Source organism: Aminobacter sp. AP02 (assembly GCF_003148805.1).
Classification (GTDB): Bacteria; Pseudomonadota; Alphaproteobacteria; order Rhizobiales; family Rhizobiaceae; genus Aminobacter.
In genome coordinates, this window is the sequence record NZ_QGGX01000018.1 from 30,283 (window position 1) to 55,439 (window position 25,157).

29 protein-coding genes are annotated in these 25,157 nt (G+C 62.1%); 17 read left to right on the plus strand and 12 right to left on the minus strand.

The features are described 5' to 3' along the window. Window positions 1-87: 87 nt before the first annotated feature. From xylF to C8K44_RS20940, 4 genes are all read left to right on the plus strand, one after another. Window positions 88-1,128 (plus strand): D-xylose ABC transporter substrate-binding protein, encoded by a 1,041-nt coding sequence (gene xylF / locus C8K44_RS20925; RefSeq protein WP_109577709.1) that lies wholly within the window; start codon window positions 88-90, stop codon window positions 1,126-1,128. Window positions 1,129-1,267: 139 nt separating this feature from the next. Next, window positions 1,268-2,584: a sugar ABC transporter permease gene (locus tag C8K44_RS20930; protein ID WP_109577710.1), complete on the plus strand. Its 1,317-nt coding sequence runs from the start codon at window positions 1,268-1,270 to the stop codon at window positions 2,582-2,584. A 20-nt stretch (window positions 2,585-2,604) separates the two neighbouring features. Next, window positions 2,605-3,393 (plus strand): ATP-binding cassette domain-containing protein, encoded by a 789-nt coding sequence (locus C8K44_RS20935; protein ID WP_109577711.1) that lies wholly within the window; start codon window positions 2,605-2,607, stop codon window positions 3,391-3,393. A 116-nt stretch (window positions 3,394-3,509) separates the two neighbouring features. Next, the gene (locus C8K44_RS20940) at window positions 3,510-5,117 is read left to right on the plus strand and encodes a CHASE domain-containing protein (RefSeq protein ID WP_109577712.1); all 1,608 of its coding nucleotides are present in this window, start codon (window positions 3,510-3,512) and stop codon (window positions 5,115-5,117) included. Window positions 5,118-5,186: 69 nt separating this feature from the next. Here C8K44_RS20940 and C8K44_RS20945 read toward each other — a convergent pair whose 3' ends face one another. From C8K44_RS20945 to C8K44_RS20965, 5 genes are all read right to left on the minus strand, one after another. Beyond that, entirely contained in the window at window positions 5,187-5,432 is a 246-nt protein-coding gene (locus C8K44_RS20945; RefSeq protein ID WP_109577713.1) for a YMGG-like glycine zipper-containing protein, read from the minus strand. 117 nt (window positions 5,433-5,549) lie between these two features. Further along, window positions 5,550-5,870, minus strand: coding sequence for a hypothetical protein (locus C8K44_RS20950; RefSeq protein WP_109577714.1), 321 nt, complete (start codon window positions 5,868-5,870; stop codon window positions 5,550-5,552). A 119-nt stretch (window positions 5,871-5,989) separates the two neighbouring features. After that, complete coding sequence (locus C8K44_RS20955) at window positions 5,990-6,958, minus strand: sensor histidine kinase (protein WP_348626345.1); 969 nt, start codon at window positions 6,956-6,958, stop codon at window positions 5,990-5,992. A gap of 218 nt (window positions 6,959-7,176) precedes the next feature. Continuing rightward, the gene (locus C8K44_RS20960; RefSeq protein WP_018429836.1) at window positions 7,177-7,341 is read right to left on the minus strand and encodes a DUF1328 domain-containing protein; all 165 of its coding nucleotides are present in this window, start codon (window positions 7,339-7,341) and stop codon (window positions 7,177-7,179) included. Between the two features lie 76 nt (window positions 7,342-7,417). Next, window positions 7,418-8,212, minus strand: coding sequence for a response regulator (locus tag C8K44_RS20965; protein WP_109577716.1), 795 nt, complete (start codon window positions 8,210-8,212; stop codon window positions 7,418-7,420). Between the two features lie 202 nt (window positions 8,213-8,414). On the opposite strand from C8K44_RS20965, the gene C8K44_RS20970 reads away from it, so the two are divergent. Both C8K44_RS20970 and C8K44_RS20975 read left to right on the plus strand, forming a co-directional pair. Beyond that, window positions 8,415-8,612 (plus strand): NepR family anti-sigma factor, encoded by a 198-nt coding sequence (locus C8K44_RS20970; protein WP_109577774.1) that lies wholly within the window; start codon window positions 8,415-8,417, stop codon window positions 8,610-8,612. A gap of 5 nt (window positions 8,613-8,617) precedes the next feature. Further along, on the plus strand, window positions 8,618-9,163 hold the full coding sequence (locus C8K44_RS20975; RefSeq protein ID WP_109577717.1) for a sigma-70 family RNA polymerase sigma factor: 546 nt from the start codon (window positions 8,618-8,620) through the stop codon (window positions 9,161-9,163). Here C8K44_RS20975 and C8K44_RS20980 read toward each other — a convergent pair. After that, window positions 9,152-9,544 carry a response regulator gene (locus tag C8K44_RS20980; RefSeq protein WP_348626346.1) on the minus strand — a complete coding sequence of 131 codons (393 nt, stop codon included), beginning with the start codon at window positions 9,542-9,544 and terminating at the stop codon, window positions 9,152-9,154. The two genes, C8K44_RS20975 and C8K44_RS20980, sit on opposite strands and share 12 nt — an antisense overlap. A 148-nt stretch (window positions 9,545-9,692) precedes the next feature. Between C8K44_RS20980 and C8K44_RS20985 the strand changes: the two genes are divergently transcribed. Beyond that, complete coding sequence (locus C8K44_RS20985) at window positions 9,693-10,454, plus strand: Crp/Fnr family transcriptional regulator (RefSeq protein WP_109577719.1); 762 nt, start codon at window positions 9,693-9,695, stop codon at window positions 10,452-10,454. A 4-nt stretch (window positions 10,455-10,458) separates the two neighbouring features. Here C8K44_RS20985 and C8K44_RS20990 read toward each other — a convergent pair whose 3' ends face one another. After that, on the minus strand, window positions 10,459-11,592 hold the full coding sequence (locus C8K44_RS20990) for an AI-2E family transporter (RefSeq protein ID WP_245417577.1): 1,134 nt from the start codon (window positions 11,590-11,592) through the stop codon (window positions 10,459-10,461). A gap of 120 nt (window positions 11,593-11,712) precedes the next feature. Between C8K44_RS20990 and C8K44_RS20995 the strand changes: the two genes are divergently transcribed. Together C8K44_RS20995 and C8K44_RS21000 are read left to right on the plus strand one after the other, a co-directional pair. Beyond that, window positions 11,713-12,039 (plus strand): DUF883 family protein, encoded by a 327-nt coding sequence (locus C8K44_RS20995; protein WP_109577721.1) that lies wholly within the window; start codon window positions 11,713-11,715, stop codon window positions 12,037-12,039. Window positions 12,040-12,057: 18 nt separating this feature from the next. Beyond that, a complete protein-coding gene (locus C8K44_RS21000; RefSeq protein ID WP_109577722.1) occupies window positions 12,058-12,510 on the plus strand; it encodes a hypothetical protein in 453 nt (150 codons plus the stop codon). Between the two features lie 10 nt (window positions 12,511-12,520). On the opposite strand, the gene C8K44_RS21005 is transcribed toward C8K44_RS21000, so the two are convergent. Continuing rightward, a complete protein-coding gene (locus tag C8K44_RS21005) occupies window positions 12,521-13,999 on the minus strand; it encodes an HWE histidine kinase domain-containing protein (protein ID WP_348626347.1) in 1,479 nt (492 codons plus the stop codon). Between the two features lie 125 nt (window positions 14,000-14,124). Here C8K44_RS21005 and C8K44_RS27755 point away from each other — a divergent pair, with 125 nt between their 5' ends. Both C8K44_RS27755 and C8K44_RS21010 read left to right on the plus strand, forming a co-directional pair. Beyond that, complete coding sequence (locus C8K44_RS27755) at window positions 14,125-14,295, plus strand: hypothetical protein (protein WP_199227157.1); 171 nt, start codon at window positions 14,125-14,127, stop codon at window positions 14,293-14,295. A 199-nt stretch (window positions 14,296-14,494) separates the two neighbouring features. Next, window positions 14,495-15,394 (plus strand): PRC-barrel domain-containing protein, encoded by a 900-nt coding sequence (locus tag C8K44_RS21010; protein WP_109577723.1) that lies wholly within the window; start codon window positions 14,495-14,497, stop codon window positions 15,392-15,394. A 53-nt stretch (window positions 15,395-15,447) separates the two neighbouring features. Here the strand turns inward: C8K44_RS21010 and C8K44_RS21015 are convergent, their stop codons facing one another. Beyond that, window positions 15,448-17,004: an alkaline phosphatase family protein gene (locus tag C8K44_RS21015; RefSeq protein WP_109577724.1), complete on the minus strand. Its 1,557-nt coding sequence runs from the start codon at window positions 17,002-17,004 to the stop codon at window positions 15,448-15,450. Window positions 17,005-17,222: 218 nt separating this feature from the next. Between C8K44_RS21015 and C8K44_RS21020 the strand changes: the two genes are divergently transcribed. The 5 genes from C8K44_RS21020 (at window position 17,223) to C8K44_RS21040 (ending at window position 20,768) form a co-directional block, all read left to right on the plus strand. Continuing rightward, a complete protein-coding gene (locus tag C8K44_RS21020) occupies window positions 17,223-18,155 on the plus strand; it encodes a VOC family protein (protein WP_109577725.1) in 933 nt (310 codons plus the stop codon). Window positions 18,156-18,165: 10 nt separating this feature from the next. Next, the gene (locus tag C8K44_RS21025; protein ID WP_109577726.1) at window positions 18,166-18,792 is read left to right on the plus strand and encodes an alpha/beta hydrolase; all 627 of its coding nucleotides are present in this window, start codon (window positions 18,166-18,168) and stop codon (window positions 18,790-18,792) included. Next, entirely contained in the window at window positions 18,789-19,088 is a 300-nt protein-coding gene (locus C8K44_RS21030) for a GNAT family N-acetyltransferase (RefSeq protein WP_109577727.1), read from the plus strand. Before C8K44_RS21025 ends, C8K44_RS21030 begins: the two co-directional genes overlap by 4 nt. 335 nt (window positions 19,089-19,423) lie before the next feature. Beyond that, window positions 19,424-19,834, plus strand: a complete 411-nt coding sequence (locus C8K44_RS21035) for a hypothetical protein (protein ID WP_109577728.1) — start codon at window positions 19,424-19,426, stop codon at window positions 19,832-19,834. Window positions 19,835-19,994: 160 nt separating this feature from the next. Continuing rightward, on the plus strand, window positions 19,995-20,768 hold the full coding sequence (locus C8K44_RS21040; protein ID WP_109577729.1) for a glucose 1-dehydrogenase: 774 nt from the start codon (window positions 19,995-19,997) through the stop codon (window positions 20,766-20,768). Window positions 20,769-20,773: 5 nt separating this feature from the next. On the opposite strand, the gene C8K44_RS21045 is transcribed toward C8K44_RS21040, so the two are convergent. Next, window positions 20,774-22,858: an ATP-binding protein gene (locus C8K44_RS21045; protein WP_109577730.1), complete on the minus strand. Its 2,085-nt coding sequence runs from the start codon at window positions 22,856-22,858 to the stop codon at window positions 20,774-20,776. A gap of 26 nt (window positions 22,859-22,884) precedes the next feature. Continuing rightward, window positions 22,885-23,664 (minus strand): response regulator transcription factor, encoded by a 780-nt coding sequence (locus tag C8K44_RS21050; RefSeq protein ID WP_199227158.1) that lies wholly within the window; start codon window positions 23,662-23,664, stop codon window positions 22,885-22,887. Window positions 23,665-23,863: 199 nt separating this feature from the next. On the opposite strand from C8K44_RS21050, the gene C8K44_RS21055 reads away from it, so the two are divergent. Then, entirely contained in the window at window positions 23,864-24,586 is a 723-nt protein-coding gene (locus C8K44_RS21055; RefSeq protein WP_109577732.1) for a response regulator transcription factor, read from the plus strand. 22 nt (window positions 24,587-24,608) lie between these two features. Here the strand turns inward: C8K44_RS21055 and C8K44_RS27760 are convergent, their stop codons facing one another. Next, a complete protein-coding gene (locus tag C8K44_RS27760) occupies window positions 24,609-24,773 on the minus strand; it encodes a hypothetical protein (RefSeq protein WP_199227159.1) in 165 nt (54 codons plus the stop codon). Window positions 24,774-25,157 lie beyond the last annotated feature (384 nt).

The following is a 25,157-nucleotide window of genomic DNA, read 5'->3' on the forward strand; positions in this document are numbered from 1 at the left end:
GTCAGTATTTTTTCGAGGCTCGAAAAAAAGAGCTTCTCCAAGGGCTATCGCGAAGTAGGCGCGCCCATTGGGCGCAGGGAGGAAATCATGAAAAAGTTTACCACCGCCATCCTGGCGGGTGTCGCCATGACTCTGTCGCTTTCGGCAGTGGCTTCGGCGAAGGACAAGGTCATCGGCGTGTCGTGGTCGAACTTCCAGGAAGAACGCTGGAAGACCGACGAAGCCGCGATGAAGGCTGCCATTGAAGCCGCCGGCGACAAGTACATCTCGGCTGACGCACAGTCGTCGCCGGCTAAGCAGTTGACCGACGTCGAGAGCCTGATCTCGCAGGGCGCCAACGCCCTGATCATCCTGGCGCAGGACGCATCGGCCATCGGACCGGCTGTCGACAAGGCTGTCGCCGAGGGCATCCCGGTCGTCGGCTATGACCGCCTGATCGAAAACAAGGACGCCTTCTACCTCACCTTCGACAACAAGGAAGTCGGTCGCATGCAGGCCAAGGGCGTGTTCGCCGCCAAGCCTGAAGGCAACTACGTCTTCATCAAGGGCAGCGGTGCCGATCCGAACGCCGACTTCCTGTTTGCGGGCCAGATGGAAGTGCTCAAGGAAGCCGTCGACGCCGGCAAGATCAAGAATGTCGGCGAGGCCTACACCGACGGCTGGCTGCCGGCCAACGCCCAGAAGAACATGGAGCAGTTCCTGACCGCCAACGACAACAAGATCGATGCGGTCGTGGCTTCCAACGACGGCACCGCTGGCGGTGCGATCGCAGCGCTCCAGGCGCAGGGCCTTGCCGGCTCGGTGCCGGTATCGGGCCAGGACGGCGACCATGCCGCGCTCAACCGCATCGCGCTTGGCACCCAGACCGTATCGGTGTGGAAGGACGCGCGCGAACTGGGCAAGAACGCGGCCGAGATCGCCTCGCAGCTCGCCGACGGCAAGAAGATGGAAGAGATCGCCAACGTCACCAAGTTCAAGACACCTGGCGGCCTCGAACTGAACTCGGTCTTCCTGACCCCGGTTCCGATCACCAAGGACAACCTCAACGTCGTCATCGACGCCGGCTGGGTTGGCAAGGACGTGGTCTGCCAGGGCGTGGCTGCCGGTTCGGTTGCTGCCTGCAACTAAGACCGGATAGATCCGATCGCAGAACGCCGCGGCTTGTCCGCGGCGTTTTTCAAAAGCGCCCGCTTCATGACATGGCGGATTGCCCCTATCATGCGCACACCGGCTGCCGCGGAGACGGCCACCCGGTTGGGAGGTAACAATGACAGAAACGACTTCCAACGCGCCGGCCGACCGAGCGCGAACGACCGAACTCAGTCTGGTCGGACGCTTTCTTCGCGACACCGAGATCGATACGCGCATGCTTGGCATGATCGGAGCTCTGCTGCTGATCTGGGTGGGACTGCATATCCTCTCGGGCGGGTTGTTCCTGACGCCTCGCAACCTGTGGAACCTGTCGGTGCAGTCCGCTTCCGTGGCGATCATGGCGACCGGCATGGTGCTGGTGATCGTCACCCGCAACATCGACCTGTCCGTCGGCTCGGTGCAGGGCTTCATCGGAATGGTGATGGGCGTCACCCAGGCGGAGTTCTTGCCGCGCGTCATCGGCCTGCCGCTTGGTGATCCATGGATATGGGTCATAGCCCTTTGCGTCGGCCTGGCCATGGGCCTTGTCATCGGCGCCTTCCAAGGGTTCCTGATCGCCTATCTCGCGATCCCCGCCTTCATCGTGACGCTGGGCGGCCTGCTGGTCTGGCGCGGTGCCGCCTGGTGGGTCACCAGCGGCCGCACCGTTGCCCCGCTCGACCCGACGTTCCAGCTGATGGGTGGCGGTCCCGCGGGCTCCATAGGAGCAACGGCAAGCTGGGTCATCGCCGTGATCGCCTGCGTGGCTGTCGTTTTGATGCTGATAAACGGACGCAGGCAGCGCAAGCGCTTCAAGTTCCCGCTGCGCCCGGTTTGGGCGGAGGTATTCCTCGGCATCGTCACCTGCGGTGCGATCCTGGGCGCCGTCAAGGTTGCTAATTCCTACCCCTGGCCGATCGGCATCGTGCGCAAATATGCCGAGGCCAATGGTATCACCATTCCCGAGGGCGGCCTGTTCATCGCCCATGGTATCGCCATCCCGGTGCTGATCGCGGTAGCGATCGGCGTGATTATGACCTTCATCACGACGCGCACGCGCTTCGGCCGCTATGTCTTCGCAATCGGTGGCAATCCGGAAGCAGCTGAACTCGCCGGCATCAACACCCGCTGGGTGACGATGAAGATCTTCATGATCATGGGGCTCCTGACGGCGATCAGCGCCGCGATTTCGTCGGCGCGCCAGAACGCCTCGACCAACGTCATGGGCACGCTAGACGAGCTGTTGGTCATCGCTGCCGCGGTCATTGGCGGCACGTCGTTGGCGGGCGGCTCCGGAACGGTGGCAGGTGCCATGCTCGGTGCGCTTTTGATGCAGTCGCTGCAGTCGGGCATGGTGCTGCTCGGCCTCGACACCCCGCTGCAAAACATCGTCGTCGGCATGGTGCTGGTCGTGGCCGTCTGGCTCGACACACTCTACCGCAAGCGCGTCTAACGAAATCGGGAGCCAAGATCATGGAACAGACCCGTATCCCGCTCGTCGACCTGAAGAACATCTCGATCGCCTTCGGCGGCATCCGCGCCGTCGACGACGCTTCGGTCGACCTCTTTCCCGGCGAAGTCGTGGCCCTGCTCGGCCACAATGGCGCTGGCAAGTCGACACTGATCAAGATCCTGTCGGGGGCTTACAAGCGTGACAGTGGCACGATCTTCGTCAACGGCAGCGAGGCGCAAATCGCCAATCCGCGCGATGCCAAGAAATACGGCATCGAGACGATCTACCAGACACTCGCCTTGGCCGACAATGTCGACGCGGCGGCGAACCTTTTCCTCGGGCGCGAGATCATGACCGCCTACGGCACGCTGGACGACGTCGCCATGGAAGCCGAGGCACGCAAGGTGATGGGCCGGCTCAACCCGCGGTTCCAGCGTTTCAAGGAGCCGGTGAGCAAGCTGTCGGGCGGCCAGCGCCAGTCGGTGGCGATCGCGCGCGCGATCCTGTTCAACGCCCGCATCCTGATCATGGACGAGCCGACGGCGGCACTTGGACCGCAGGAGACGGCGCAAGTCGGCGAACTGGTCAAGCAGCTCAAGGCCGACGGCATCGGCATCTTCCTGATCAGCCACGACATCCATGACGTCTTCGATCTCGCCGACCGCGTCTGCGTGATGAAGAACGGCCAGGTCGTCGGCACGGCGCGCACCCAGGACGTCACCAAGGACGAGGTGCTCGGCATGATCATTCTCGGCAAATGCCCGCCCGGGGCCATCCCGGGGCCGGGAGCGATGCAGATCGCGGCCTGAAGTCCGCCTCGAATTGATCAAACTGGCAATCCCGGTTCCAAGCATATCGCGAAAAGCTGTTCCCACTTTTCGCGATCATGCTGTAATGAACGAGGGGAAATGCGAGCCAGCCAGAATTGAGAAAATACTTTCCCAGTCTGATCTTTGCTGCAGTCACGCTGGTCAGCCTGACGATGGCAGCGCTTGTCTATCTGGCGACGGTCGAGGCAGCCCGCATCAAGTTCCAGGCGGTGGCGGACGATGCGCTTAACCGCATCGAGGGCAAGGTGGAGTTCGACCTTGCCCTGCTGCATGCCACGCAGGCGATGTTCGCCGCCCAGAAGGGCGAAATCTCGCGCGACCAGTTCCGTTCCTTTTTCGGTTCGCTCGATGTCGCCAGGAATTTCTCCGGCCTGCGCGGCATAGGTTTCCTGAGGTTCATCGAAACCGGCAAGGAAGACATAGTCACGCGCGAGCTGAAGGACAGCTACGGCATCGACCGTCAGCTTTTTCCGGACACAACTCTGCAATGGCGGGCGCCGATCGTGCTGTTTGAGCCGATGAGCAAGGCAAGCCTCGATGCGATGGGCTTCGACATGGCGACCGACCCGTTGCGGAAAGCCGCCATCGAGGCGGCGATGGCCAGCCATGGTGAATCCAGAGCAACCGGGCGCGTGCTGCTCGGCCAAGCCAACGACGATGCAGCACGCCAGCCGGGTATCTTGGTGTTCTCGCGTGTCGACAGGCCGGATGGCGAAGGGTCGGCACCCGCCGGGTTCCTGTATGTCGCATTCCGCACTGCCGAGCTGTTTCAGGCCGCGCTCGGCAAGGCGCCGTTGCTGCCGGTGTCGGTGGAAGTGTTCGACGGGACGAGAGGCGAAGACACGCTGCTGTTTCGTTCGGAGGCGCCGCCCGACCCCGGTTTTGGCGACAGTTTCTCGGTGGTGCGCGAGACCAGTGTCGCCGGCCGCAAGTGGACGATCAATTTTCGACCGAGCACCGTCTTCGTGCCGCCATCGCCTCGGACGGCACCCTTGATGCTGGGCCTGTTCGGGCTCGTGCTGGCAGGGTCCATCGCCCTTGTTGCCCGCTACCAGCAGCGTGCCTACGAGGCGGCGAGCCTGCTGCACGAGACGACCGAAAAGAGCCTCCTCGAGAAGGATCTGATGCTCCAGGAGATGAAGCACCGCATCAAGAACCTGATCGCACGCGTTCTGGCGATGGCGCGGCAGACGGCTGCAGGCTCCAAGGATGTCGACGAATTCTCGGGATCGTTTTCAGCACGGCTGCAGGCCATGGCCGCGTCGCAGGATATGCTGACGCGCTCGCGTTGGCAGAAAGCCGATCTCAGCGAACTCCTGCGCATCGAACTCGGCCAGGTGTTCGGCAAAGAACTACCCGAGGGCATGACGTCGGGTCCCTCGGTCGAGCTCGACGAAACGACCACGCAGGCGCTCGGCCTGACGTTCCACGAACTGGCGACCAACGCCTTGAAGTATGGCGATGGCGACAACTCCGTTGGCGGGCTGAAGGTGGAATGGCACCTCAATGGCCACGGCAAGGGGCGGCGACTGGTGCTGAACTGGGCGGAGCGCAACGGCAAGGGCGTCTCAGCGCCAGAAAAGATAGGCTTTGGTACCAAGCTGATCGACATGAACATTACCCGCGAGCTGGAAGGCCGCATTGTGCGGCACTATGCGCAGGACGGGCTCAGGGTCGAGATCGACATACCGTTTCACGACTGACAGGCTTTTGCCGGACAAGCAAAACCCGGCGGCGACATCGGTCGACGCCGGGCGATGGAATGCTTGCGCTTAGCGGCAGCGTGCGGTGTAGAGCTGGCCGCGGCTATCGCGATATTCGCAGTAGCCATTGCGGAGGTTGCGGACGAGAAGGCCCGACGCCGCGCCAACGGCGCCGCCAATCAAAGCACCCTTGCCACCGCCGATAAGCCCGCCGGCCACCGCTCCTACGCCCGTGCCAACGGCGAGGTCGCGCTCGGTGGTCGTGCAGCCTGAAATCGCAACGAGCGCTGCAAGGGCAATAATCATCTTCTTCATATGGTTCAGTCCTCTCGCTTCAAAATCGTCCCTTCCGGTACTTAGCGCATCGGCTCAAGAATCGGAATCATTTTCAGCTGCGCGTCCATGTACCGGTGTATCGTCGTATTTGGGGCATCAGTGAACATAGGCCGGCTTGGCGCTGGCCGTACCGGAAGCGACGACGACTTTGGAAACCGAAAGGGACGCATCGAGCGTGCCGTTGGGCAGGACATTCCAGGTCAGCTGATCGTAGTCGTCCTCAAGTGCCGGGTCGACCTGCAGGCATTTTGCGAAGAGCCGCGGATACCCGGGCGCAAGGGTGCTCAAGGCATTGGGTAACTCGCTTTGGCAGTCCTCGAAGGCTTCGAAAACCGCCGTTGGCGGCCGAACCTCTCGGCAGCCAGACAAATCCTGCGAGCAGGAAACGACCAACAAAAGTGCTGCGATGTGTTCCATGGCCAAACCACCTTGCCCATGAAACGGCCATCTACGGCGAAAAGTTCCATGATACTCGTGACTCAAAATGCCTAGAACTTTTGGGCTATAGAGGCTGCCGGCCCGGCAGTCCGGCAGCCTTATTCCAATTCGAAATTGGCCCTGGGCATGACCAGCCTGTATTCCAGCGTATCGGTGCCAAAATCGAGTTGGGCGGACCCGTTGAGTGCGGTCGGCACCACACGTTCCAGCGCCACGCTGCCGAAACGCTTCTTGCGCATCGCGCTGTCAGTCACCGGGCCAATCCCCTCGGACCAATGCACGGTCATATTTTCCACGCCGTCCGGCCCAGCCGACGTCCTGGCCGCAGCAACCTCGACATAACCGTCGGCACGGGAAAGCGCGCCGTAGCTCACCGAATTGACCGCCAATTCATGCACGGCAAGGCCGATATGGAGGGCGGCGTTGGGATTGAGGTAGGGGTCGTCGCCGGAAAAGCGCACGCTGTTGTCCGTATCGATGCTGTAGCGGCCAACCTGTCCTACGACCAGCTCGCGGAAGCCCGCGCCTCGCCAGTTGGACGAGGTGACGAGGTCCTGCGACGAGGCGATGGACTGGAGGCGACCACGGAAACGCTCCAAAAAACCGTCAATGGAGCCGGAATAGTGGCCGGTCTGGCTGGCGATGCTCTGGATGATGGCAAGCAGGTTCTTGGAGCGGTGGCTGACCTCGCGCAATAGCGCCTTCAGCGTCTGCTCGCGGCGCTTCTGCTCCGTCGTTTCGATGACGGTAACGACCACGCCCTGGATTTGGCCGCGATCCGAGACATCGGCATCGATGCAGACCTCGAACCAGCGCATGCCCGAGGTGCTGTCGGCGACGCTGATCTCAAGCCCGTCCGGATGGCCGGTCGCAATAACGTTCTTTTTGGCTGCCGCGAGGCGGTCGGCCTGCTGCTGCGGCAGAAGACTGCCGTCGCCGGGCTTTTCCTCAAGCGCTTCCGCCCAAGGCGGCTGCAGGTTGTGCGACCAAACGGTGCGCAGCTTGCGGTCCTGGTACAGCACTGCGATGCCGGCATTGCGGGAAGCGTGGAGGAGGGCTGCGTCCACCCGTGAACTTTGTCCCGTTGGGGAGGGGGATGGATTGGCCATGCGACGAGAGCCTTTGCTCTACTCAGCGTATTGTTCGGACTGGCCAAAGAACAAGCCGGTGCCGAAATGGGACCGCCGGGCAACGCCACAGAATTGCAGCGCTACCCGGCGGCGCTGGATTCCGACTGAGGGGGCCGGCTTCCAGTCTCGGGTTTGTCTTCATTTTGCCAACGCCGTCATGCGCGCCTGAAAAGGCCCGCGATCAACGAAATGACCAGGAACGCCAGGAAGATGAAGAACAGAATCTGCGCGATGCCAGCGGATGTTCCGGCGATGCCGCCGAAGCCGAGGGCGCCGGCGATGATCGCGACGACGAGAAATACGAGCGCCCAATAAAGCATGGTCTATCTCCTTCAAATGACAAATGAAAAACGTATCGCCACAAGGTTGGTTCCCTGTGGCGGCACCAAAAAAGGGCTATGCCGCAGCTTTCGCCTGTCTGTCAAAGAACAAAGCCTGACTTATCAGCGCCTTGACCATGTCGGGGTTGAAGGGCTTGGTGACGAGGAACGCTGGCTCCGGGCGTTCGCCGGTGAGAAGGCGTTCGGGGAAGGCGGTGATGAAGATCACCGGCAGCGGAGCCGAAGACAGCATCTCGTTGACGGCTTCGATGCCGGAGCTGCCGTCGGCGAGCTGGATGTCTGCCAGAATCATCTTGGGCCGCGTCTTCTTGAACATGGCAGTGGCTTCCGCATGGGTGCGTGCGGTGCCCACGACCCGATGGCCGAGGCTTTCCACCATTTCCTCGATATCCATGGCAATCAGTGGCTCGTCCTCGATGATCAGGATGTCTGTTGCCACCTGGCGCGATATTTCCCCGCTTGCTTCCTGCAGCAGCTGGGCGAATTCCTCGTGGTCGGCGTCGAGCACCTCGGCGGCTTCGACATCGTTGAACCCTTCGACAGCGACGAGCAGGAACGCCTGACGCGGGCGCGGCGAGAGCGCGGAAAGATTGGCCGCGGCGCGCTTCTCCCAGGCGAGAGGAGACGATTCCTGCGGCACGCGAATAGATACCGAAGTGAACAGGCGGGCAAATACCTTGTAGAGCGCGATGCGGTCGCTTGATGCGGACGGGAAGACATCGATGTCATCGATGAGCGCTTCGAGCATCGCGGCTACCAGCGCATCGCCGCTCTCCTGGGAACCTGAGACCGCGCGCGAGAAACGGCGGAGATAGGGCAGGTGGGGGGCGATTCTCGTGGATAAAGTCATAGTCGACGTCTCCCTCATGTGACGTTGTCAAATCTGCGTTGAAGCGAGCACACAACGCATTGTCTGTGCAAAAGTTCCTCTTTTGTGGAACCTATCTGCATTTGGGGAGTTGGGTGCAAAATTCGGGAAACCGGACGAGGTTGTTGCGCGCCGTCAATTCGGAAGCGGGACGTCTGACGGTGCAAAAGGGCAAAGCGAGCATATGACCAAGCAGACCAGTGGCGCAGGCAACGCCGGGGTGAACCGCCGCCGCGATGGAGAACCTTTAGGGGCAAACTCCGAAATAGGCCGAAAACTCAAACAATATTACGATGAGCTGGTGTCCGACGAAGTTCCGGATCGCTTCGCGCAGCTGCTCAGCCAGTTGGAAGAAGCTGAACCCGCGCAGCAGAAGGACTGACGCGCATGGCAGCTTCCCTCGGTTTCAAGGGCGACCTGCTCGCGACAATTCCGGGCCTGCGCGCCTTCGCCATGTCACTTTCGCAAAACGCTGACAGGGCCGACGACCTGGTCCAGGAAACGTTGGTCAAGGCGTGGGACAAACAGGCCAGCTTTCAGCCCGGTACCAATCTGAAGGCTTGGCTGTTCACCATCCTGCGCAACGAGTTTTACTCCCAAATGCGCAAGCGCGGCCGCGAAGTACAAGACAGCGACGGTCTTTTGACGGCACGCCTGGCTGTCCACCCAAGCCAGCCCGGCCGGCTTGATCTCGACGATTTCCGCAAGGCGCTCGAGCAACTGCCCGAAGACCAGCGCGAGGCGATCATCCTGATCGGCGCTTCCGGCTTTTCCTACGAGGAGGCTGCGGAAATCTGCGGCTGCGCCGTTGGCACCATCAAGAGCCGCGTCAGCCGTGCCCGCAACAGGCTGCAAGAGATACTCGATATCTCGGGCGAGGCCGACTATGGGCCGGATGCTATCGCGGCCCAGGTCATGGGATCAACCGGCTGAGCGGGCAAGCTTGCGGATGCTTTGGGCAACGGCCTCGACGAGGTCGTCGCCAGCATAGGGTTTGCTTACCAAGGTGACGTCGGGGAACCCTTTGAAAATTTCGTCCAGCTGATCGTAGCCGGAGGCAAAGACGAACGGCACGCCTGCCGCTTCCAGGGAACGCGCGAAATCGAATGTCGGCTCGCCATCGAGCATGACATCGATGATGGCGGCGTCATAGGGTTGTGAAGCTTGCTGAGCCTCGCGCAGGTTGCTGGCTATGGCGACCTCTCCCGCGCCATTGTCCCGGCACAGCTGCTCGACGTCGAGAGCGATCAGCGCCTCGTCTTCGAGCACAAGGATACGCAGTCCTGAAAGCGGGGTTGGCACGTCGAGGGGCACTCCATGAATTCCAGATCGAACATGGCGGTAGTCGAGCCCGCTGTCATTTAAAAAAGACATGACCTCGCAAGGAAGCAAGCCTTGAGTTCATTGGCGAGGAACTTTTCGCGCCGTGAAGGCGTTGCCACTCACTTAGCTGGAGGGTTCCATGTCCGTGCAGAGCAGTCCGACCGACATGGCGCGGCAGGTGTCGTGCGCGAACTGCCCGCTGCGGGCGTTGCCGACGTTCAGGGCATTCGACGACGAGGAGCTGGCTTTCGTCAGCAGTTTCAAGCGCGGAGAACTTTCCGTCGACAAAGGCGCGACGCTGCTGTCGGAAGGCAGCAACAGCGCGCATCTTTTCACCGTCCTTGGAGGATGGGGCTTTCGCTACAAGCTGCTTGAGGACGGCCGCCGCCAGATTCTGAACTATGTGCTGCCCGGCGACATGATCGGATTGCAAGGCAGCCTGATGGGAAAGATGCAGCATTCTGTGGAAGCACTCTCGCCGATGCTGTTGTGCATGTTCGAACGCGACCGCCTGATGGAGCTCTACCGAGGCTATCCCGGTCTCGCCTATGACATCACCTGGATCGCGTCGCGCGAGGAGCGCATGCTCGACGAGAACCTGCTGAGCGTTGGACGCCGATCGGCGCTCGAGCGCGCGGCCTATCTGCTCGCCTTCGTCGCCAGCCGGGCACGAAAGGTCGGCATGGGCGGTTCCGGCAAGGTCGAAATCCCCATCACCCAGCAGCATGTGGCCGACACGCTTGGTCTTTCGCTCGTCCATACCAACAAGACGATTAGGAAGCTGTTGGATCGAAAGCTGGTGCAGTGGCGCGATGGTGGCTGCAAGGTGCTCGACATTGACGGGCTGATGGCCCTTGCCGACTGGACCGGCCTCGACGAAAGCACACGCCCACTGCTGTGAGTGCCTAGCGGCTGTAGCGCCGGTCGAGTTCGTCGACGCCCCAATTTACGCCCGGCAGCACATTGCGGATTATGGCATAGCCAACCAGCAGTGCAGGGATGGCGATGAAACCGCCGACCGCGCCCCAAAGCCAGATCCAGAAGGCAAGCGCCAGCAAGACGACGAAGGGGTTGAGCGTCATCGTCTTGCCGATGACGTAGGGCGTGACGAACTGACCTTCGACCGTGTTGACACCCAGATACAAGATCACTGGAAGCAGGCTCATGCCGAGCGTGTCGAACTCGGTCAATCCGACCGCAAACAAGATCGCGACCATGACCAGCGGGCCGACGAAGGGCACGAAATTCGTGACGATCGCAAGCGCGCCCCAGAGCGGCGCGGAGGGCACGCCGAGCAGGTATAGGCCGATGCCTACCGTCAGCCCTTCGGCAACATTGATGACGGTGATCGACAGAAGATATTGCGAAACCAGCTGTTCGACATCCCGGAAAATATGGGCGACACGCCAGCGCAAGCGTCGGTTGAAGCAGACTCTCAGGATGGCGGTTCGCGTCTGGTAGCGTGTAGCTACGAAGAAATAGAGGCTGGCGAAAAACAGCAGCACCCGGGCTATGACGGCGGGCGCCAGCGTCGCCATGGTTTCGACGCCCGTGCCCTCGTCGACCGAAACCGATAGGCCTTCGCCGCCGGTCACCTGGCGCAATTGGTCGCGCATGCTCTTGAATGTTTCGAGCGGGCCCTTGAGGTCCGACAACTGAGTGGCGAGCTGCGCCCAAATCTGGGGCAAGCGTTGAAGCCAGAAGCTGAGCGGCGATGCGACCAGCATGGCAAACAGGCAAACAGACAAGATGAAGAGCAAAACGACGATGGCCGCTGACAGTGCAGAGGGCACGTTGAAACGCTCGAGCCTGGTGGCGATCGGACCGAGCATCAGGCCGATGACGATGCCAAGGCCGATCGGCGTGAGGATGAACTCGCCCGCATGCAGGGCAAAGACGGTGGCGATGATGCCGACAAAAATCATCGCCACCTGAGAGCCGCGAACCAGCAGAAGCTCGAAATTGGATTTTGGCGGCAGGCGTACTGTTGGCGCCTTGTTCATGGTGCGGGTGGGCATCTTCAAGGTGCGAGTGGGCATCGACAATTTCCAGCTGAATGAGGCTGGCAAAACGTCCGGCGGTCAGCGATGGTTCCTCCGACGACGGAACCGACAAGCCTATGAGGCGTTTCGGCCCCATCGAATGCAAGGAGCAATGACATGGCGACAACCGCAGGCAAGACCGGCAATGGGACCAAGACAACACCGGACCTCGAGGCCGACATCAAGCAATTGAAGGCCGATATCGAAATGCTCGCCAAGCAACTGGCCGCAACCGGCGAACACAGCTATGGCGCTGCTCGCAGGGCCGCGTCGCAAGGTGCTGATCATTTGAAGGCGCAAAGCGATGCCGCGGTTGAGGCATTGCGCGCCAACGCCAAGGACATCGAGGAACAATTCATGGCGACCGTGCGCGAAAAGCCGGTCACGTCGCTTGCCATCGCTGCCGGCGTCGGCTTCCTCATCGCCCTTCTGGCGCGGCGCTAGAAACTGGCCGGGGGACACATGCTGGCATCGTTGATTGCGAGTTTCGCCACCGGCGAGACCACACTTGCGCTCAGGCGCACACGCCGCGCGGCGGTGGCTTATGTGGCCGCCGCAATTGCAGGGCTCTGCGGGGTCGGCTTTCTCGTCGGCGCTGCCTTTGTCTGGGCGGCGCAAAGGTTTGGCCACATCGAGGCGTCTGTCGGCTTTGGCCTTGGCTTCCTGGTGCTGGCGGGGCTGATCCTGCTGTTTCACCGCCTGATGGCCGGTTCGCGCGCCCGCGAAGACCAAAGGCGGCGACGTGCCGACGTTGCCGCGCTTGGCACAACAGCGGCGATGGCCGTTTTGCCGACATTGCTTCGCTCCAAGGGCGGCATCGGCGCCCTGCTTGGACCGGTGGTGGCGCTCGCTGCCTATGCGATCTACCGCGAGAATCACAAAGTTGACGATAGCGACGGGGTAGCCGGCGAATAGTTCAGCGTGCCTAAGTCCTGGCCTCGGCTGGCTCGCCGAGCGGCATCGAGATATGAGCTCGAACACCTTCGGGCAGATATTCGTGCTTGACTTCGCTCGAGATGACTTTCGCCAGGCTGCGGCGAATGAGGATCGAGCCGAAGCCATGACGCGTAGGCGGGGTGACCTTGGGTCCGCCGCTCTCCACCCATTCTATCTGCAACCGCTTTTCGCTCCTTGCGCCCCGGATCGTCCAGGTGAGGGCTACCTTGCCGCTCAGAACCGACAGCGAGCCATATTTGAGGGCGTTGCTGGCGAGTTCGTGGAGGATGAGGGCGAGGCCGAGAGCCTGGTCTGGCGTCAGCAAGGCATCCTGACCGACGATCGAGATGCGAGGCGCCTGTGTGTCATCAAAAGGACTGAGCTCGGTTTGGGCCAGATCGCGGATGCCGATGCCGCGCCATTCATATTCCGACAAAAGGCCATGGGCGAGCCCAAGCGCTCGCAGGCGCTGACTGAATGCCTCCAGGAATTCGCGCGGTTCGCGGGCGTGCCGCACGGTCTGGGTGGCAAGCGCTTGTACGGTCGCGAGCGTGTTCTTGACCCGGTGGTTGATCTCGCGCAGCAAAAGGCGTTGTCGCTCTTCAGCACTGCGGCGCTCGGTGATGTCGTAGTTGACGCCAAAGACCAGCGTCGGCCTGCCATTGGCATCGCGCTCGACGACGCGGCCGCGCGCGGCGAGCCAGCGCGGCGGTTCAAAGCCCCTGATCCGATACTCTCCGGAATAGTCGTCGCTGCCTTCGAGCGCTTCCTGAAACATCTTGCGGGTCTTGCCGATGTCGCGGCGGTCGATGGCGACGACGATGTCGCGCGCCCGTATTTTTGCTGCCGGTGGCATGTTGAAGAGCTCGGGCAGAAGCGTGTCGCATTCAACGACGCCGCTACGCGGGTTCCACACCCAGCTTGCGAGCGCCGCAGCTTCAAGGGCGACCGCGCGACGGCTCTCGGCATGCACCAGGGCAGCCTCGGCCCGCGCGCCGGCCTTGGAGCTGTCGCGCAACGCGATCAGGCTTGCGGCGAGCGCCGCCAGCGCCTCAAGCTGTTCGAGCCTGGCCGGTTCAGGTCTGGGGCGCTCGCTCCTGTCTAGCACCAGCAGGGCGCCCACCGGGGAACCTAGTACGACAATCGGCACGCCAATGTGGACCGGAAATACCGGATCATGCGTGGTGTCGGCTACGTCGGTGGCGGTGAGGACGCGTTCAGCCAGGCGGGCAGCCGCGTCAAGCTGCGCGGGATCGATGCCGCAGTGAGACTGGACGACTTGCCGTCCGTCCAGGCCGGTCAGCGTGAGCAACGCAGCAGGGGTCTGCATGAGCGCTCCAGCAATGCCGACGAGCCGGTCGAAATCGGGGTCCGCGGCAGCTTTCAACGGCGCCGCGGTCTCACTTCCTGCAACGCCGTGGACGCTGTCGCCAGTCATCTCCGTTGCGATGATTTCTTTGTCCTGCACCCGGCCATCCCTCTTGGCTTTGAGGAAACTAGACGGGCCAGCGCAGCTTGAAAAGCCTTGGCGGACACTTGGAACCATGCTGAGGACGCGTCGTTAGCCTCCTGGAACCATACGGGAGATTGCACATGACCAAGATCATTCCAGCTCGAAAGGCGCGTCAGGGAACGTCTGGCCGTCACCTTTTGCTCATGCTCGTGGCCGGCTTGTTTCTTGCCTTGGCTGCTTGGGGCGGAGCTGAATTCTATGGCGAGATGATCGACAAGAACGTCAACCAGACCACCGCCGCACCGGGCTAAGTGCCCTTGCGGAAAGGAGATTTCAGAATGCGCATTGGAACGCAGAACATCGGTCCACGCAAAAACATCCCTGGCGAAAATTCGGAACCATGATCGGGTCACGACGTTGTGAACCCGTAAAGGGGCCGCGCCGGACCCTTCCCGCAAAAGACTGGTCGAGGCGCGGCATGCATGAAAACACGCACGAGGAGAGAATATCATGATCCGCAACCTTTTGGCCACGACCGCCTTCGCAACGCTTATCGCGACGGGCGCTTACGCCCAGGACACCACCGCGCCGGCTCCGGCGCCTGCACCGGCCCAGGCCGTACCGGCGACGCCGGAAGTGATCCCGCATGCTGAAGGCTTCCTTGCCGCCAACGTCATCGGCGAAAAAGTCTACAATGGCACCGCCGAGGACGCCGAGAACATCGGCAACGTCAAAGACATCGTGATGACCGCCGACGGCAAGGCCGACCAGCTGGTGATCGGCGTCGGCGGTTTCCTCGGCATCGGTGAGAAGAATGTCGCCGTCGGCTTCGACAAGTTCGACTGGGCCGAGAAGAATGGCGACCGCTGGCTGGTGATGGCAACGACCAAGGAACAGTTGCAGGCACTGCCCGATTTCGACCGCCGCGCTTATGATCCGGCTCCCGCACCCGTAGCGGCGACGGATCCGGCAAGCCCGGCGGTTGACCAGACGGCGCAAGCCCCGGTGGCACCGACCGCGCCCGACGTGACGACTACCGACAAGACCACGACCTCTGCCATCGACAAGTCGACGCTCAAGGAGCTGCCGAGTGCCGATCTGCGTGCCGAAGAGCTGATGGGCACCACGGTTTACGGGGCCGATGACGCCAGCATTGGCGAGATCGGCGACATCCTGATGACCGCCGACGGCAAGATCGATGCCTATGTGATCGACGTCGGCGGCTTCCTCGGCATGGGTGAGAAGAAAGTTGCCGTTGGCAGCGACAACCTTGCCTTCATGGTCGACACGCAGGGCAAGAAGTACCTCTACACTACCTTCACCAAGGAGCAGCTCGAAGCGCAGCCGGCCTATGATGCGGGCAGCTGGGCCGCCAAGCGCGACGAACAGCGCCTGATCATCGTTCAGTAGATGCGGCGGAACTGAGCAGAAAAGCCCGCGCTTCGGCGCGGGCTTTTTTGCGTCTATGGCAAGCTTGCGAAGTGGCCCACAGCTCCAACTTCCGCGAGCTCCGACAAGGCGAGCGACTGGTCGAGATGTCGGGCACGCCAGGCAAGAAGCCTTTCGGCGAATTCGAGCCGTACCGGCAGCCACTTCGGGTCCTCGGCGAGGTTGCGGGTTTCGCCGGGATCGGTAGCGAGGTCGTAGAGCAGCGGCGGCAGCCCGCCGCCGAAATGCACGTATTTGACAGTTTCTGTGCGGATGACCGCCAGGTTGAGCGAACGCGAGCCGATGCCGAAATAGGCTTCTGTCTTTCCGTCCGCGACCGAGCGGAAGTCGTATTCCCAATGGGCGGCATCGCGCCAGGCTGCCGGCTCGCTGCCCTTGAGGAACGGTGCCAACGACTGGCCGTCGAGATGCGGTTGCGCTGCCCCGCCGATGAGGTCGAGCAGCGTCGGCATGACGTCCACGGCGGCGGTGAAGCGGTCGACAGTCGTACCTGCCGCCTGCTCGTGGCCGGGCGCCTTGACGATCAGCGGGATGTGGTAGCTGCCGTCGAACCAGCCGCCTTTTCCGAGCATGAAATGGTCGCCCATCATCTCGGCATGGTCGGAGGTCAGGATAATAATGGTGTCGTCCCAGCTGCCTGCCGCCTTGATGCCTTGCCAGATACGGCCGAGCTGGGAATCAACTTCCGAGATCATGCCGTAGTAAAGCGCGCGGATCTTGCGAAACGCGTCCTCGCTCCATTCGCCGACATTGCCCGATGCGCCGGGGATAAAGCTCGATTTCTTCTGATGATGGGCCAGGTGATAGGCGAGGAAGGGATGGCTTGCCACTTCTGCCTGCCAGTTTTCAGCGCCGGCATAAGCTGGCCCCTCCGCGGGGTCGTACATGGTGTTGAACGGCTCGGGCACGATGAAGGGCGGATGCGGGCTTAGGAAGGAGACATGTGCGAACCACGGCTGGCCATCGTCCTGTTCGCCTAGCCAGCGCAGGAACTCGCCTGTCAGGAAGGCTGTTGGCGTCTCGTCCTTGGAATAGACCGGCACGGCTGCACTTACCTGTGGCGCGGATGTGTCCACCGGGCGGTGGATGTCCGGAAAGCCGGGGCTCGAATCGATGCCGCGCGCCGCGAGCCATGACAGCCAGGCCTTCTGATGCTCGGGCAGGAGCTGGCGCGTGGTGAAGCCAGGCAGCACGCCCTCATAGCTGCGCAGGAACGGATCGCCGGGCGCGCGATTGCGTGGGTCGGGCGAAACATCGGTGTATCCGAACAACGTCGGATCGTAGCCGACACGTCGCGCGGCACGGGCGATGTTGTCGTGGCGGTCGTCGAGCGGTGTGCCGTTGCGGCAGACACGATTGTTCATCTGGTAGAGGCCGGTGTAGAGGCACGCGCGCGCCGGCGAGCAAGGTGCGGCTCCGGCATAATGACGCCTGAAAAGGACACCTTCGCGGGCCAGCGCATCGGCATTGGGGGTTTTCACCTGGGGATGGCCGACAGCCGAGAGGGAGTCGCCGCGCCACTGGTCGCAGGTGATGAGTAGGATGTTTTTCCGTCCGCCGGTGTTCGCCACGCTTGCCCCCAAAATTGACCGCGCCAAGGAAGCCGGATTCACAATGTCTTGCAAGCGCCTCGGTCGCGATAAATCCTGCCACAATAGGTGAACGCATTCGCTTGTATTGTTCACTTATTGAGCACAGTGCATTCTGCGACCAGCCACTATGCCCTGACAATCGATGCGCCCATATTCCTGCCAACGCGGCAGGGGCCGCACGCAAAGGGAGCAAAACCATGCTCGACCAGATCAAGGGCCTGCATCACGTCACCTCGATGGCCAGGGATGCGGCTGAAAACAACCAGTTCTTCACCCACAAGCTCGGGCTGCGCCGGGTCAAGAAGACAGTCAATTTCGACGCGCCAGATGTCTACCATCTCTATTATGCCGACGAGCTTGGTACGCCTGGTTCTGTGATGACCTATTTTCCGTTCCCCAATATCGGCCAGGGCCGGCCGGGTGTCGGCGAGGTTGGAACCACGGTGTTTTCGGTTCCCGAGGGCACGCTATCTTTCTGGGAAAAGCGTTTCGCCGACGAGGGCGTGAGTGGGCTCGTCCGCGACGAGAAGTTCGGCGAAAAGCGTCTCGGCTTTGCCGGTCCCGACGGCGACGGTTTTGCGCTTGTCGAGGCCAAGGGCGACAATCGCGCGCCCTGGGTCAGGGGTGGTGTTGCCGCAGACGAGGCGATCCGTGGTTTCCATTCAGCGACGCTCAGGCTGCGCGACGGTGGCGCCACTGAAGAGTTGTTGAGGTTCATGGGCTACGAGGACGTCGATACGTCCGGCAGCATCAAGCGGCTTGCGGTGAAGGATGGCAATGGTGCCGATTTCATCGACATCGAGACGCTGCCAGGCGCGTCCTTTGCCGGTCTCGGCGCAGGTTCGGTGCATCACATCGCCTTTGCAGTGGAGAACAGGGCCAAGCAGCTCGAGGTGCGCAAGGCGCTGATGGATACGGGTTACCAGGTGACCCCGGTGATCGACCGCGACTATTTCTGGGCGATCTATTTCCGCACGCCAGGTGGCGTGTTGTTCGAGGTGGCGACAAATGAGCCCGGCTTCGACCGCGACGAGGATACCGCTCATCTCGGTGAAGCGCTGAAGCTGCCGACACAGCATGCGCATTTGCGCGATTATCTCGAAAAGAACCTGCAGCCGCTGGGCGACTGAGGAGGAGACGATGAGCAAGGAAAGCTACATCCACAAACTTCTGCCCGGGGAGCCGGGCAGCCCGATGGTCTTTGCCTTCCATGGTACTGGCGGTGACGAAAACCAGTTGCTGGGCTTTGCCAGGGAGCTGGTGCCCGGTGCGACGATCGTTTCGCCGCGTGGCGACGTTTCCGAAATGGGTGCGGCCCGCTTCTTCCGCCGCACCGGCGAAGGCGTCTACGACATGGACGATTTTGCCCGCGCGACCGGCAAGATGGCGAGCTTCGTCAAAGCCCATGTCGAAGCGGCCAAGCCCTCGCGGGTTTTGGCGCTCGGTTACTCCAATGGCGCGAACATTCTGGCCTCGGTGCTGTTTGCCGAACCCGGCCTGTTCGATGCGGTGGCGTTGATGCACCCGTTGATCCCGTTCGAGCCCGAGGTGAAAGGCAGTCTCGCCAACCAGCACGTGCTGATCACCGCTGGCCGGCGCGATCCGATCTGCCCGCCCGATGTCACCAGCCGGCTGGATGCCTATTTGCGAGCGGCAGGGGCGGACGTCAGGCTTGAGTGGCACGAGGGCGGTCATGAAGTGCGCCCCAACGAAATCGAAGCGGTGAAAAGCCTTTTCACGACAGCAACCAAAGGAGCGGGCCAATGACTGAAGAACTGGCGGCGATCGAACTCGAAGACCGTGGCACCAAGGGCCGCTACGTCATTCGTGCCCCTGGTGGCGACGAAGCCGAGATGACCTTCACCAAAGTCGGCGAAGACCTGCTGATCATCGACCATACTGGCGTGCCGGATTCGTTTCGAGGCCAGGGTGCGGGGTTGAGACTGGTAACGCGGGCGGTGGACGACGCGCGAGCTGCGGGAAAGAAAATCATCCCGCTCTGCCCGTTCGCGGCAGCCCAGTTCCGCCGGCACCCGGAATGGGCCGACATCCTCAAAAGCTAACGCGCCGTCCGGGTGGCCTGCTGATCCCGAACATTCAAACCAACATGAAGGGCCGATGCGGGCGACCGCGTCGGCCCTTTCGTTATTTTCGATTTTTCCGACATGACAGGGGATGCTGTTACAAAGCGAAGTTCGACGACGCTCTTGGGTGGCGTCGGCGGTCTGATCCAAATGACTGGTTTATGGGCAAATTGCGCCCGATTTGGCAATATTGCTGACCGTTTTTGATGTGTTACGAATGTTTCATTAGATGCCGCTGATCGGCATCGACGAGATACAAAGTGCGGTTACATTCATATCAACAGGGGAATGAAATTTACCGAAAAGGTAATCCAATGTCCGGTTCCAGGCAGGCTTCCGAATTCGACCGTCAATTCCAGCCGCGCTCGCGTATTTATCGCCGTCCGCGTCTCGCCATTCGCCAGCGTGCCAATGAGCACCCGATGGCCATGTTTTCAGTTCTGGTGATTGCATCCCTGTCGTCGATGGCACTTGCGCCGACAAGCGGTCCCGCTTTCGCCTCGATGGGCTCAGCGCCGCGGATGATCGAAGGTGTACACACCACCGCCAAGACCGGCCGGTTGCCGGCGTCGCAGGCCGACATCGCCTGCCGTGGGCAGGCCTGGGGCGCGGAAAACGAAATCTGTGTCGAGGCCATTGCCAAGGAATCCGGAGCACACGATGCCCGCAAAGTGCGGCTGATCGCCAGTGCGGAGCCTGTTCGGACCACACCCAACATCTTCTAAGCGTAGGGGCCTGCCGCGCTCTCAAATCCTCCAGCGCGTACCTCCCCCGCGGCTTCCGCTGCGGGGGCTTTTTTTGTCCTGCCGACACCCTTAGTCCCTAGGGACGATGCAACCGCGACCGTTGTCGCGCGACCATCGCCCCCTCAACAGGGGATCAGCGATGGGACGCGTCGAGGGAAAAGTTGCGATCGTTACCGGCGGTGCATCGGGCATGGGCGCGGCGACGGCGCGGCTTCTGGCACGCGAGGGAGCTGCGGTCTTGGTTTGCGATCTGCAGGCGGACAAGGGCCGGCAGGTGGCAGATGCCATCCAGGCGGCCGGCGGGCGCAGCCGCTATGTCGAACATGACGTCACTTCCGAAGACGCATGGAAGACTGCAATGGCGCTGACACTCCAGGCATTCGGCGGTCTGCACATCCTGGTCAACAATGCGGGTGTCGGCGCTCCGTTCGGCAACGTAGAGGATCTGAGCCTCGACGACTGGCGCAAGGTGATGGCCGTCAACATGGAAGGGGTGTTCCTCGGTACCAAGTATGGCATCGAGACGATGCGCAAGACCGGCAAGGGCGGTTCGATCGTCAATTTCTCCTCGACCATGGGCATCGTGGGCAGCCCCTCGACGGCAGCCTATGTGGCGAGCAAGGGTGGCGTGCGGCTGTTCACCAAGTCGGCTGCGCTTCATTGCGCAAAAGAACGCTACGGAATCCGCGTCAATTCCGTGCATCCGGGCTGGATCCGCACGCCGATGTCGTCGGCGGCACTCGACAAGCTTGCGGAAAGCGGGGCCGGCAACAAGGCGCTCGAGCTGACGCCGCTCGGCCGGGTCGGCGAGCCCGACGATGTGGCCTATGGCGTGCTCTATCTCGCTTCGGACGAATCTGGTTTCGTCACGGGCACTGAGCTGGTCATCGACGGTGGATACACGGCGCAATGAGGCGGTCAGGCGCCGTCCGCTACCTGGTCTGAGACTGCGCTGAGGGCGCTGCGCACGTCGAAGGTGCTGAAGGGTTTTTCCAGTATGTGCGGCTTGAGGTTTGGCGGCAGCTGCTCGAGCTCGGCCTTGGCGCCGATCAGGTCGCCGGTGACGAGTACGAAGCGTCGGGCCATGTCGGGCTGCTCGGCGACGATCTCGCGGAAGATGGTGATGCCGCTGCGCTCGGGCATGCGAAGGTCGGAAAAGATGATGTCGGGTTGCTCCGCCAGCGCTTCGGCGACCGAAACCCAAGTCGAGATGATGTGCGACTTGACGCCCATGAGCTCGAGAATATCGGACAGCGAGCCTGCGACATCGGGCTCGTCGTCAATAATGACGGCATGGCGCAAGCCGCTCGACTTGGGGATGGTTTCCAGCACCGCGCTGTGGCCGATGCCCAATGGCGGCAGTTCCACGACGAAGCGCGCACCGGTCGGCTCCACCGGCTCGAACCAGACCTTGCCGTTGTGACGGTCGACAATGGCTTTCGAGATCGATAGGCCTATGCCCGTGCCGACGCCGACCGGCTTGGTGGTGAAATAGGATTCGAAGATGCGGTCGCGGATCGCCTCGGCAATGCCGGGGCCTGTGTCTTCAACCGAAAAGCCGGCGCTGCCATCGGCTCCGCGAAATGTCTTGACCCGAATGATGCGCTCGCCACTCGCGGCGGCGAGCGCATGCTGGCTGTTGACCAGGAAGTTCGCGGCCACCTGGGTCATGTGATCGGCGTCCGCCATCACGCTGAGTGTGCCCTCGGCAAGATTGGCGTCGATGCTGATGCCGCTTGATCGTGCGCCATAGGCAGTGACTTCGAGTGCCGAGCGGATCACCTGGTTCAGGTCGGTCTCGGCCCTTGCTGTCGGATGCAGGCGCACCATGCCAAGGAAGCTCTTGACGATACGGCCGCAGCGTTCGGCGGCGGCTCGTACCTTTTCCGCACGCACCTTGGTCTGGGCGTCCGGGGCGAATTCATGCAGCAGCGTCGACTGGGCGACGACCACGGCAAGCGGGTTGTTGAGCTCGTGTGAAACGCCGGCGAGCAGCGAGCCCATTGCCGCCATCTTCTCGTTCTGGTGGAGCTTTTCGCGCTGGCGGTTGATCTCTTCTTCGGCGCGATGCTTTTCACGCAGGTCGCGGATCGACCCGAAGATGAGACGGCGGTCGGCAAGCCGCATCTCGTTGGCCGTAAGCTCGATCGGGATGATTTCGCCGGCGGCGTTCTGCGTTACCGTCTCCATGCGCTGGCCGACCATCGGCGCGCCGCGGCCAACCATGTATTCGGCGCCGTTGTTGAAGCCCTTGCGGTAGTAAAAAGGGATGACCGTGTCGAGCAGGTCCTTGCCGAGGATCTCGTCGCGGGTCCAGCCGTACATCTTTTCCGCCGCGGGATTGAACTCGATGATCGAGCCGGTCTCGTCGACCACCATGATTGCGTCGAGCGAGGACTGCAGCATGGTGCGGCGGATGATTTCGCTGACATGATACTCCGACAGCGAGCGTTCGATCGCATCGCCAAGGGCGGCGGCGATGATTTCGAGCGCGGCGATCTCGTCTTCGGTCCAGTTGCGTTCGACGAGGCAATCGTTGACGGCGAGCGTACCCCAGAGATGGCCGTGCGCCGAAACCGCCACCGACAGGAACGACTTGATGTGCTGCTGGTCGAAATCGGTACGCAGGAAACCTGTCAGGTCGCGTGTCAGCCCAGCAAAGATCTTGCCCTGGCGACCCTCTTCGGCAAGGCGCTCGAGCAAGGGGTCGGCTTCGACCATTGCCTGGTTGATCGTCGTAGGCGGAGCTGCAAACGCGTCGATCTTGGGATCGACCCAATAGGCGGCGACCGACTGCGCGAAACCCTGGCCAGGCAGGTCGCGCAGTCGGAACAGGATAGTGCGATGACCGCCGAAGCCCTGCGCAAAGCTTTCAAGGATATGGTCGATTTCGATCTGCCAATCCTGGGCCTGACGCAGGCGGCGCACGATCTGCCCCGCCACAACGGTGGGGCTCTGCGTGCCCGACGAGTTGTCGGTGCGTGAGACGGTCGACACGGTCATCGCGGTTCCTGGCGGGGCCGGAGGCTTCAGTAGCCCTCGCTGCCGGGCAAGGAGAAGATATAGCCTTCTCCGCGCACGGTGCGCAGAAATTTCGGATTCGCCGGATCATCCTCGATTTTCTTCCTGAGCCGCATGATGCGGATGTCGACGGCACGCGAGGATTCGGGGTCTTCGGCAAAGCCGATCGCCTCCGAGATGGTGCTGCGGCTGAGAAGCCGGTTGGGCCGTGTCAGGAAGACCTCGAGCATGTCGAATTCGCTCTTGGCCAGATCGATGATGGTGCCGCCGCCGCCGGTGACGATGCGGCCGTCGAGGTCGGCCAGGAAGGGACCGAATGCGATGGTGCGGCGTGGCGGCTGAGCTGCAAGCAGGGATTGCCGGAAGCTATCGGGCTGGGGTACGCGGCGGATGACGCTGCGCACGCGCGCCAGAAGCTCGCGCAACTCGTAAGGCTTGACCATGTAGTCGTCGGCGCCGATTTCGAGGCCGACGATGCGGTCGAGGGCGGTGCCTGCCGCGGTGGCGTAGATGATGCCGATGGGCATGCGCGAGCGCAGCCAGCGACCGAGCGAAAGCCCGTCTTCGCCGGGCATGGCAATGTCGAGAATGGCAAGCTGGTACTGTTCGCTTTCGATGCGGGTACGCAATGCCGAGGCGCTCTCGACGGCGGTCACGTCGAAGCCGTTCGCACCGAGATACTCGGCAACGGCATCCCTCAGGTCGGGTTCATCTTCGACGATGACAATCCGAGCGCGCAGTTTGGTCTCGCCTCCGCTACCGGCGGAAAGTAGATTGGGTATAAACATAATGTCCAGTGATCATTTCGCGTGGGCAGTTGCTAAGGGTGTCGTGCCTCATTAGGGGCGAAAGAGGCTTCGGGCAGCCTAGACTGGGGACCCATCCCCGGCCGAGCGCGTCTCGCGGCATCTTCTTGCCCCGGTAGGCGCCGATGCGGCCGCTGCGGCAGGCAATGATCGCAATGATACTGTTGCTGCGAGGTGAAGCATGGCTGGAAGATCGGTCGTAGCACTTGTCGCCATAGCGGAGGTCATATCCTCCGACCTCATCGATCATCTCGACCGGCGCGGCCATTACGTGCGCGCGGCCAAACGGTTGTGGGAAGCCGAGTCGCTGCTTTCCGCCAAAGGCATAGATGTGGTGGTGGTCGGTGACGGGGTGACGCCGGCCGAAGGGCGCGACCTGTTGCGCAGGTTCGGTGGAGACAGCGGGCCGGACTTCGTGTTGATCTGCCGCTCGGGCGAGCTTGTCGACAAGGTGCTGGCGCTGGAACTGGGCGCCGCCGATGTCGTGGAGAGCCCTCTCAACGTGCGGGAACTCGCCGCGCGCATTGGCGGCCTCCTCGCTCGCCGGGGACGCGGCACGCAGGAATTGGTTGTGCTGGAGAACTCGACCGTTGATTTGCGCTCGGCGCTGGTGATGCATCGTTCGGGCGAGGAGGAGCAGCTTTCGCCCGGTCAGATCGCGCTGCTCAAGCTGTTTCTGTCGAAACCCCAACGAGTGCTGACGCGCGACGACATCATGGCGGCGGCGCCAGCCGAAAGTGCCGACGCATTCGACCGCTCCATCGACTCGCGCATCGTACGCCTTCGGCGCAAGCTGGACACCGAAAGCATCACGACGATCCGCGGATCGGGCTACCGTTTCGATCCACCGACAAAAACAGCCGGCCGTGAGGCCGGCATTGCTCCAACCGAAAATCAGGACTGATCTCTCACGGGCGCCCAAGATTTCAGCGCGCCGACGCGGCAACAGCCGGCGTGGCGGTCTCGACGATGGAAACTGTTTGAGCGTTTGCCCTGTCCTTGAGAAGCACGGTTGCCAGGCCGGCAAAGCCAAGCAGCCCCTGGGCATAAAGCAGTGCCGAAAGCACTGATGCTGCGACATTTCTTTTCATCGACGTCGGCCCTGTTTCCGTTCCCATGGATTTGACTAACCAGCCACCGAGATACCCGCGCCGCCTGACCTGCCGTGGACGGCGCGGGTACTCTGTCCTCGCTGCGAAAGACGCGCGAGGTTTCTGTTCACCGCCGCCCGGCATCAAGCCGGGCACCCACGCCCATGGGCCCGGCGGATGCGCAGAGTTGCGACGAACAATGCTGCTGAGAAATGGGGGGCAGCGCGGGCTGCCGGGCCATGTCCTGCGCCGGCAAGAATTCCATAGCCATCGCGTTACCGGGGTCGGCCAGGATGCCAATTCCCGCCAGGACCGCCGTAGCGACCCCCACCCGCAGGAACCATCTTGCTGCCAACCGTATCGCGCCCATCCAGCTTTTGAATT

Excerpts from the sequence above, each read along its gene's own strand:
- C8K44_RS21010 (WP_109577723.1), top strand. The coding sequence starts at position 14,495 with ATGATCCGCAACCTTTTGGCCACGACCGCCTTCGCAACGCTTATCGCG.
- C8K44_RS20970 (WP_109577774.1), top strand. The coding sequence starts at position 8,415 with ATGACCAAGCAGACCAGTGGCGCAGGCAACGCCGGGGTGAACCGCCGC.
- C8K44_RS20945 (WP_109577713.1), bottom strand. The coding sequence starts at position 5,432 with ATGAAGAAGATGATTATTGCCCTTGCAGCGCTCGTTGCGATTTCAGGC.
- C8K44_RS20990 (WP_245417577.1), bottom strand. The coding sequence starts at position 11,592 with ATGCCCACTCGCACCTTGAAGATGCCCACCCGCACCATGAACAAGGCG.
- xylF (WP_109577709.1), top strand. The coding sequence starts at position 88 with ATGAAAAAGTTTACCACCGCCATCCTGGCGGGTGTCGCCATGACTCTG.
- C8K44_RS20995 (WP_109577721.1), top strand. The coding sequence starts at position 11,713 with ATGGCGACAACCGCAGGCAAGACCGGCAATGGGACCAAGACAACACCG.
- C8K44_RS20975 (WP_109577717.1), top strand. The coding sequence starts at position 8,618 with ATGGCAGCTTCCCTCGGTTTCAAGGGCGACCTGCTCGCGACAATTCCG.
- C8K44_RS21025 (WP_109577726.1), top strand. The coding sequence starts at position 18,166 with ATGAGCAAGGAAAGCTACATCCACAAACTTCTGCCCGGGGAGCCGGGC.
- C8K44_RS20985 (WP_109577719.1), top strand. The coding sequence starts at position 9,693 with ATGTCCGTGCAGAGCAGTCCGACCGACATGGCGCGGCAGGTGTCGTGC.
- C8K44_RS20930 (WP_109577710.1), top strand. The coding sequence starts at position 1,268 with ATGACAGAAACGACTTCCAACGCGCCGGCCGACCGAGCGCGAACGACC.
- C8K44_RS20965 (WP_109577716.1), bottom strand. The coding sequence starts at position 8,212 with ATGACTTTATCCACGAGAATCGCCCCCCACCTGCCCTATCTCCGCCGT.
- C8K44_RS20935 (WP_109577711.1), top strand. The coding sequence starts at position 2,605 with ATGGAACAGACCCGTATCCCGCTCGTCGACCTGAAGAACATCTCGATC.
- C8K44_RS21055 (WP_109577732.1), top strand. The coding sequence starts at position 23,864 with ATGGCTGGAAGATCGGTCGTAGCACTTGTCGCCATAGCGGAGGTCATA.
- C8K44_RS21050 (WP_199227158.1), bottom strand. The coding sequence starts at position 23,664 with ATGTTTATACCCAATCTACTTTCCGCCGGTAGCGGAGGCGAGACCAAA.
- C8K44_RS21045 (WP_109577730.1), bottom strand. The coding sequence starts at position 22,858 with ATGACCGTGTCGACCGTCTCACGCACCGACAACTCGTCGGGCACGCAG.
- C8K44_RS21000 (WP_109577722.1), top strand. The coding sequence starts at position 12,058 with ATGCTGGCATCGTTGATTGCGAGTTTCGCCACCGGCGAGACCACACTT.
- C8K44_RS21035 (WP_109577728.1), top strand. The coding sequence starts at position 19,424 with ATGTCCGGTTCCAGGCAGGCTTCCGAATTCGACCGTCAATTCCAGCCG.
- C8K44_RS21040 (WP_109577729.1), top strand. The coding sequence starts at position 19,995 with ATGGGACGCGTCGAGGGAAAAGTTGCGATCGTTACCGGCGGTGCATCG.
- C8K44_RS20950 (WP_109577714.1), bottom strand. The coding sequence starts at position 5,870 with ATGGAACACATCGCAGCACTTTTGTTGGTCGTTTCCTGCTCGCAGGAT.
- C8K44_RS21020 (WP_109577725.1), top strand. The coding sequence starts at position 17,223 with ATGCTCGACCAGATCAAGGGCCTGCATCACGTCACCTCGATGGCCAGG.
- C8K44_RS21030 (WP_109577727.1), top strand. The coding sequence starts at position 18,789 with ATGACTGAAGAACTGGCGGCGATCGAACTCGAAGACCGTGGCACCAAG.
- C8K44_RS27755 (WP_199227157.1), top strand. The coding sequence starts at position 14,125 with ATGACCAAGATCATTCCAGCTCGAAAGGCGCGTCAGGGAACGTCTGGC.
- C8K44_RS27760 (WP_199227159.1), bottom strand. The coding sequence starts at position 24,773 with ATGAAAAGAAATGTCGCAGCATCAGTGCTTTCGGCACTGCTTTATGCC.
- C8K44_RS20960 (WP_018429836.1), bottom strand. The coding sequence starts at position 7,341 with ATGCTTTATTGGGCGCTCGTATTTCTCGTCGTCGCGATCATCGCCGGC.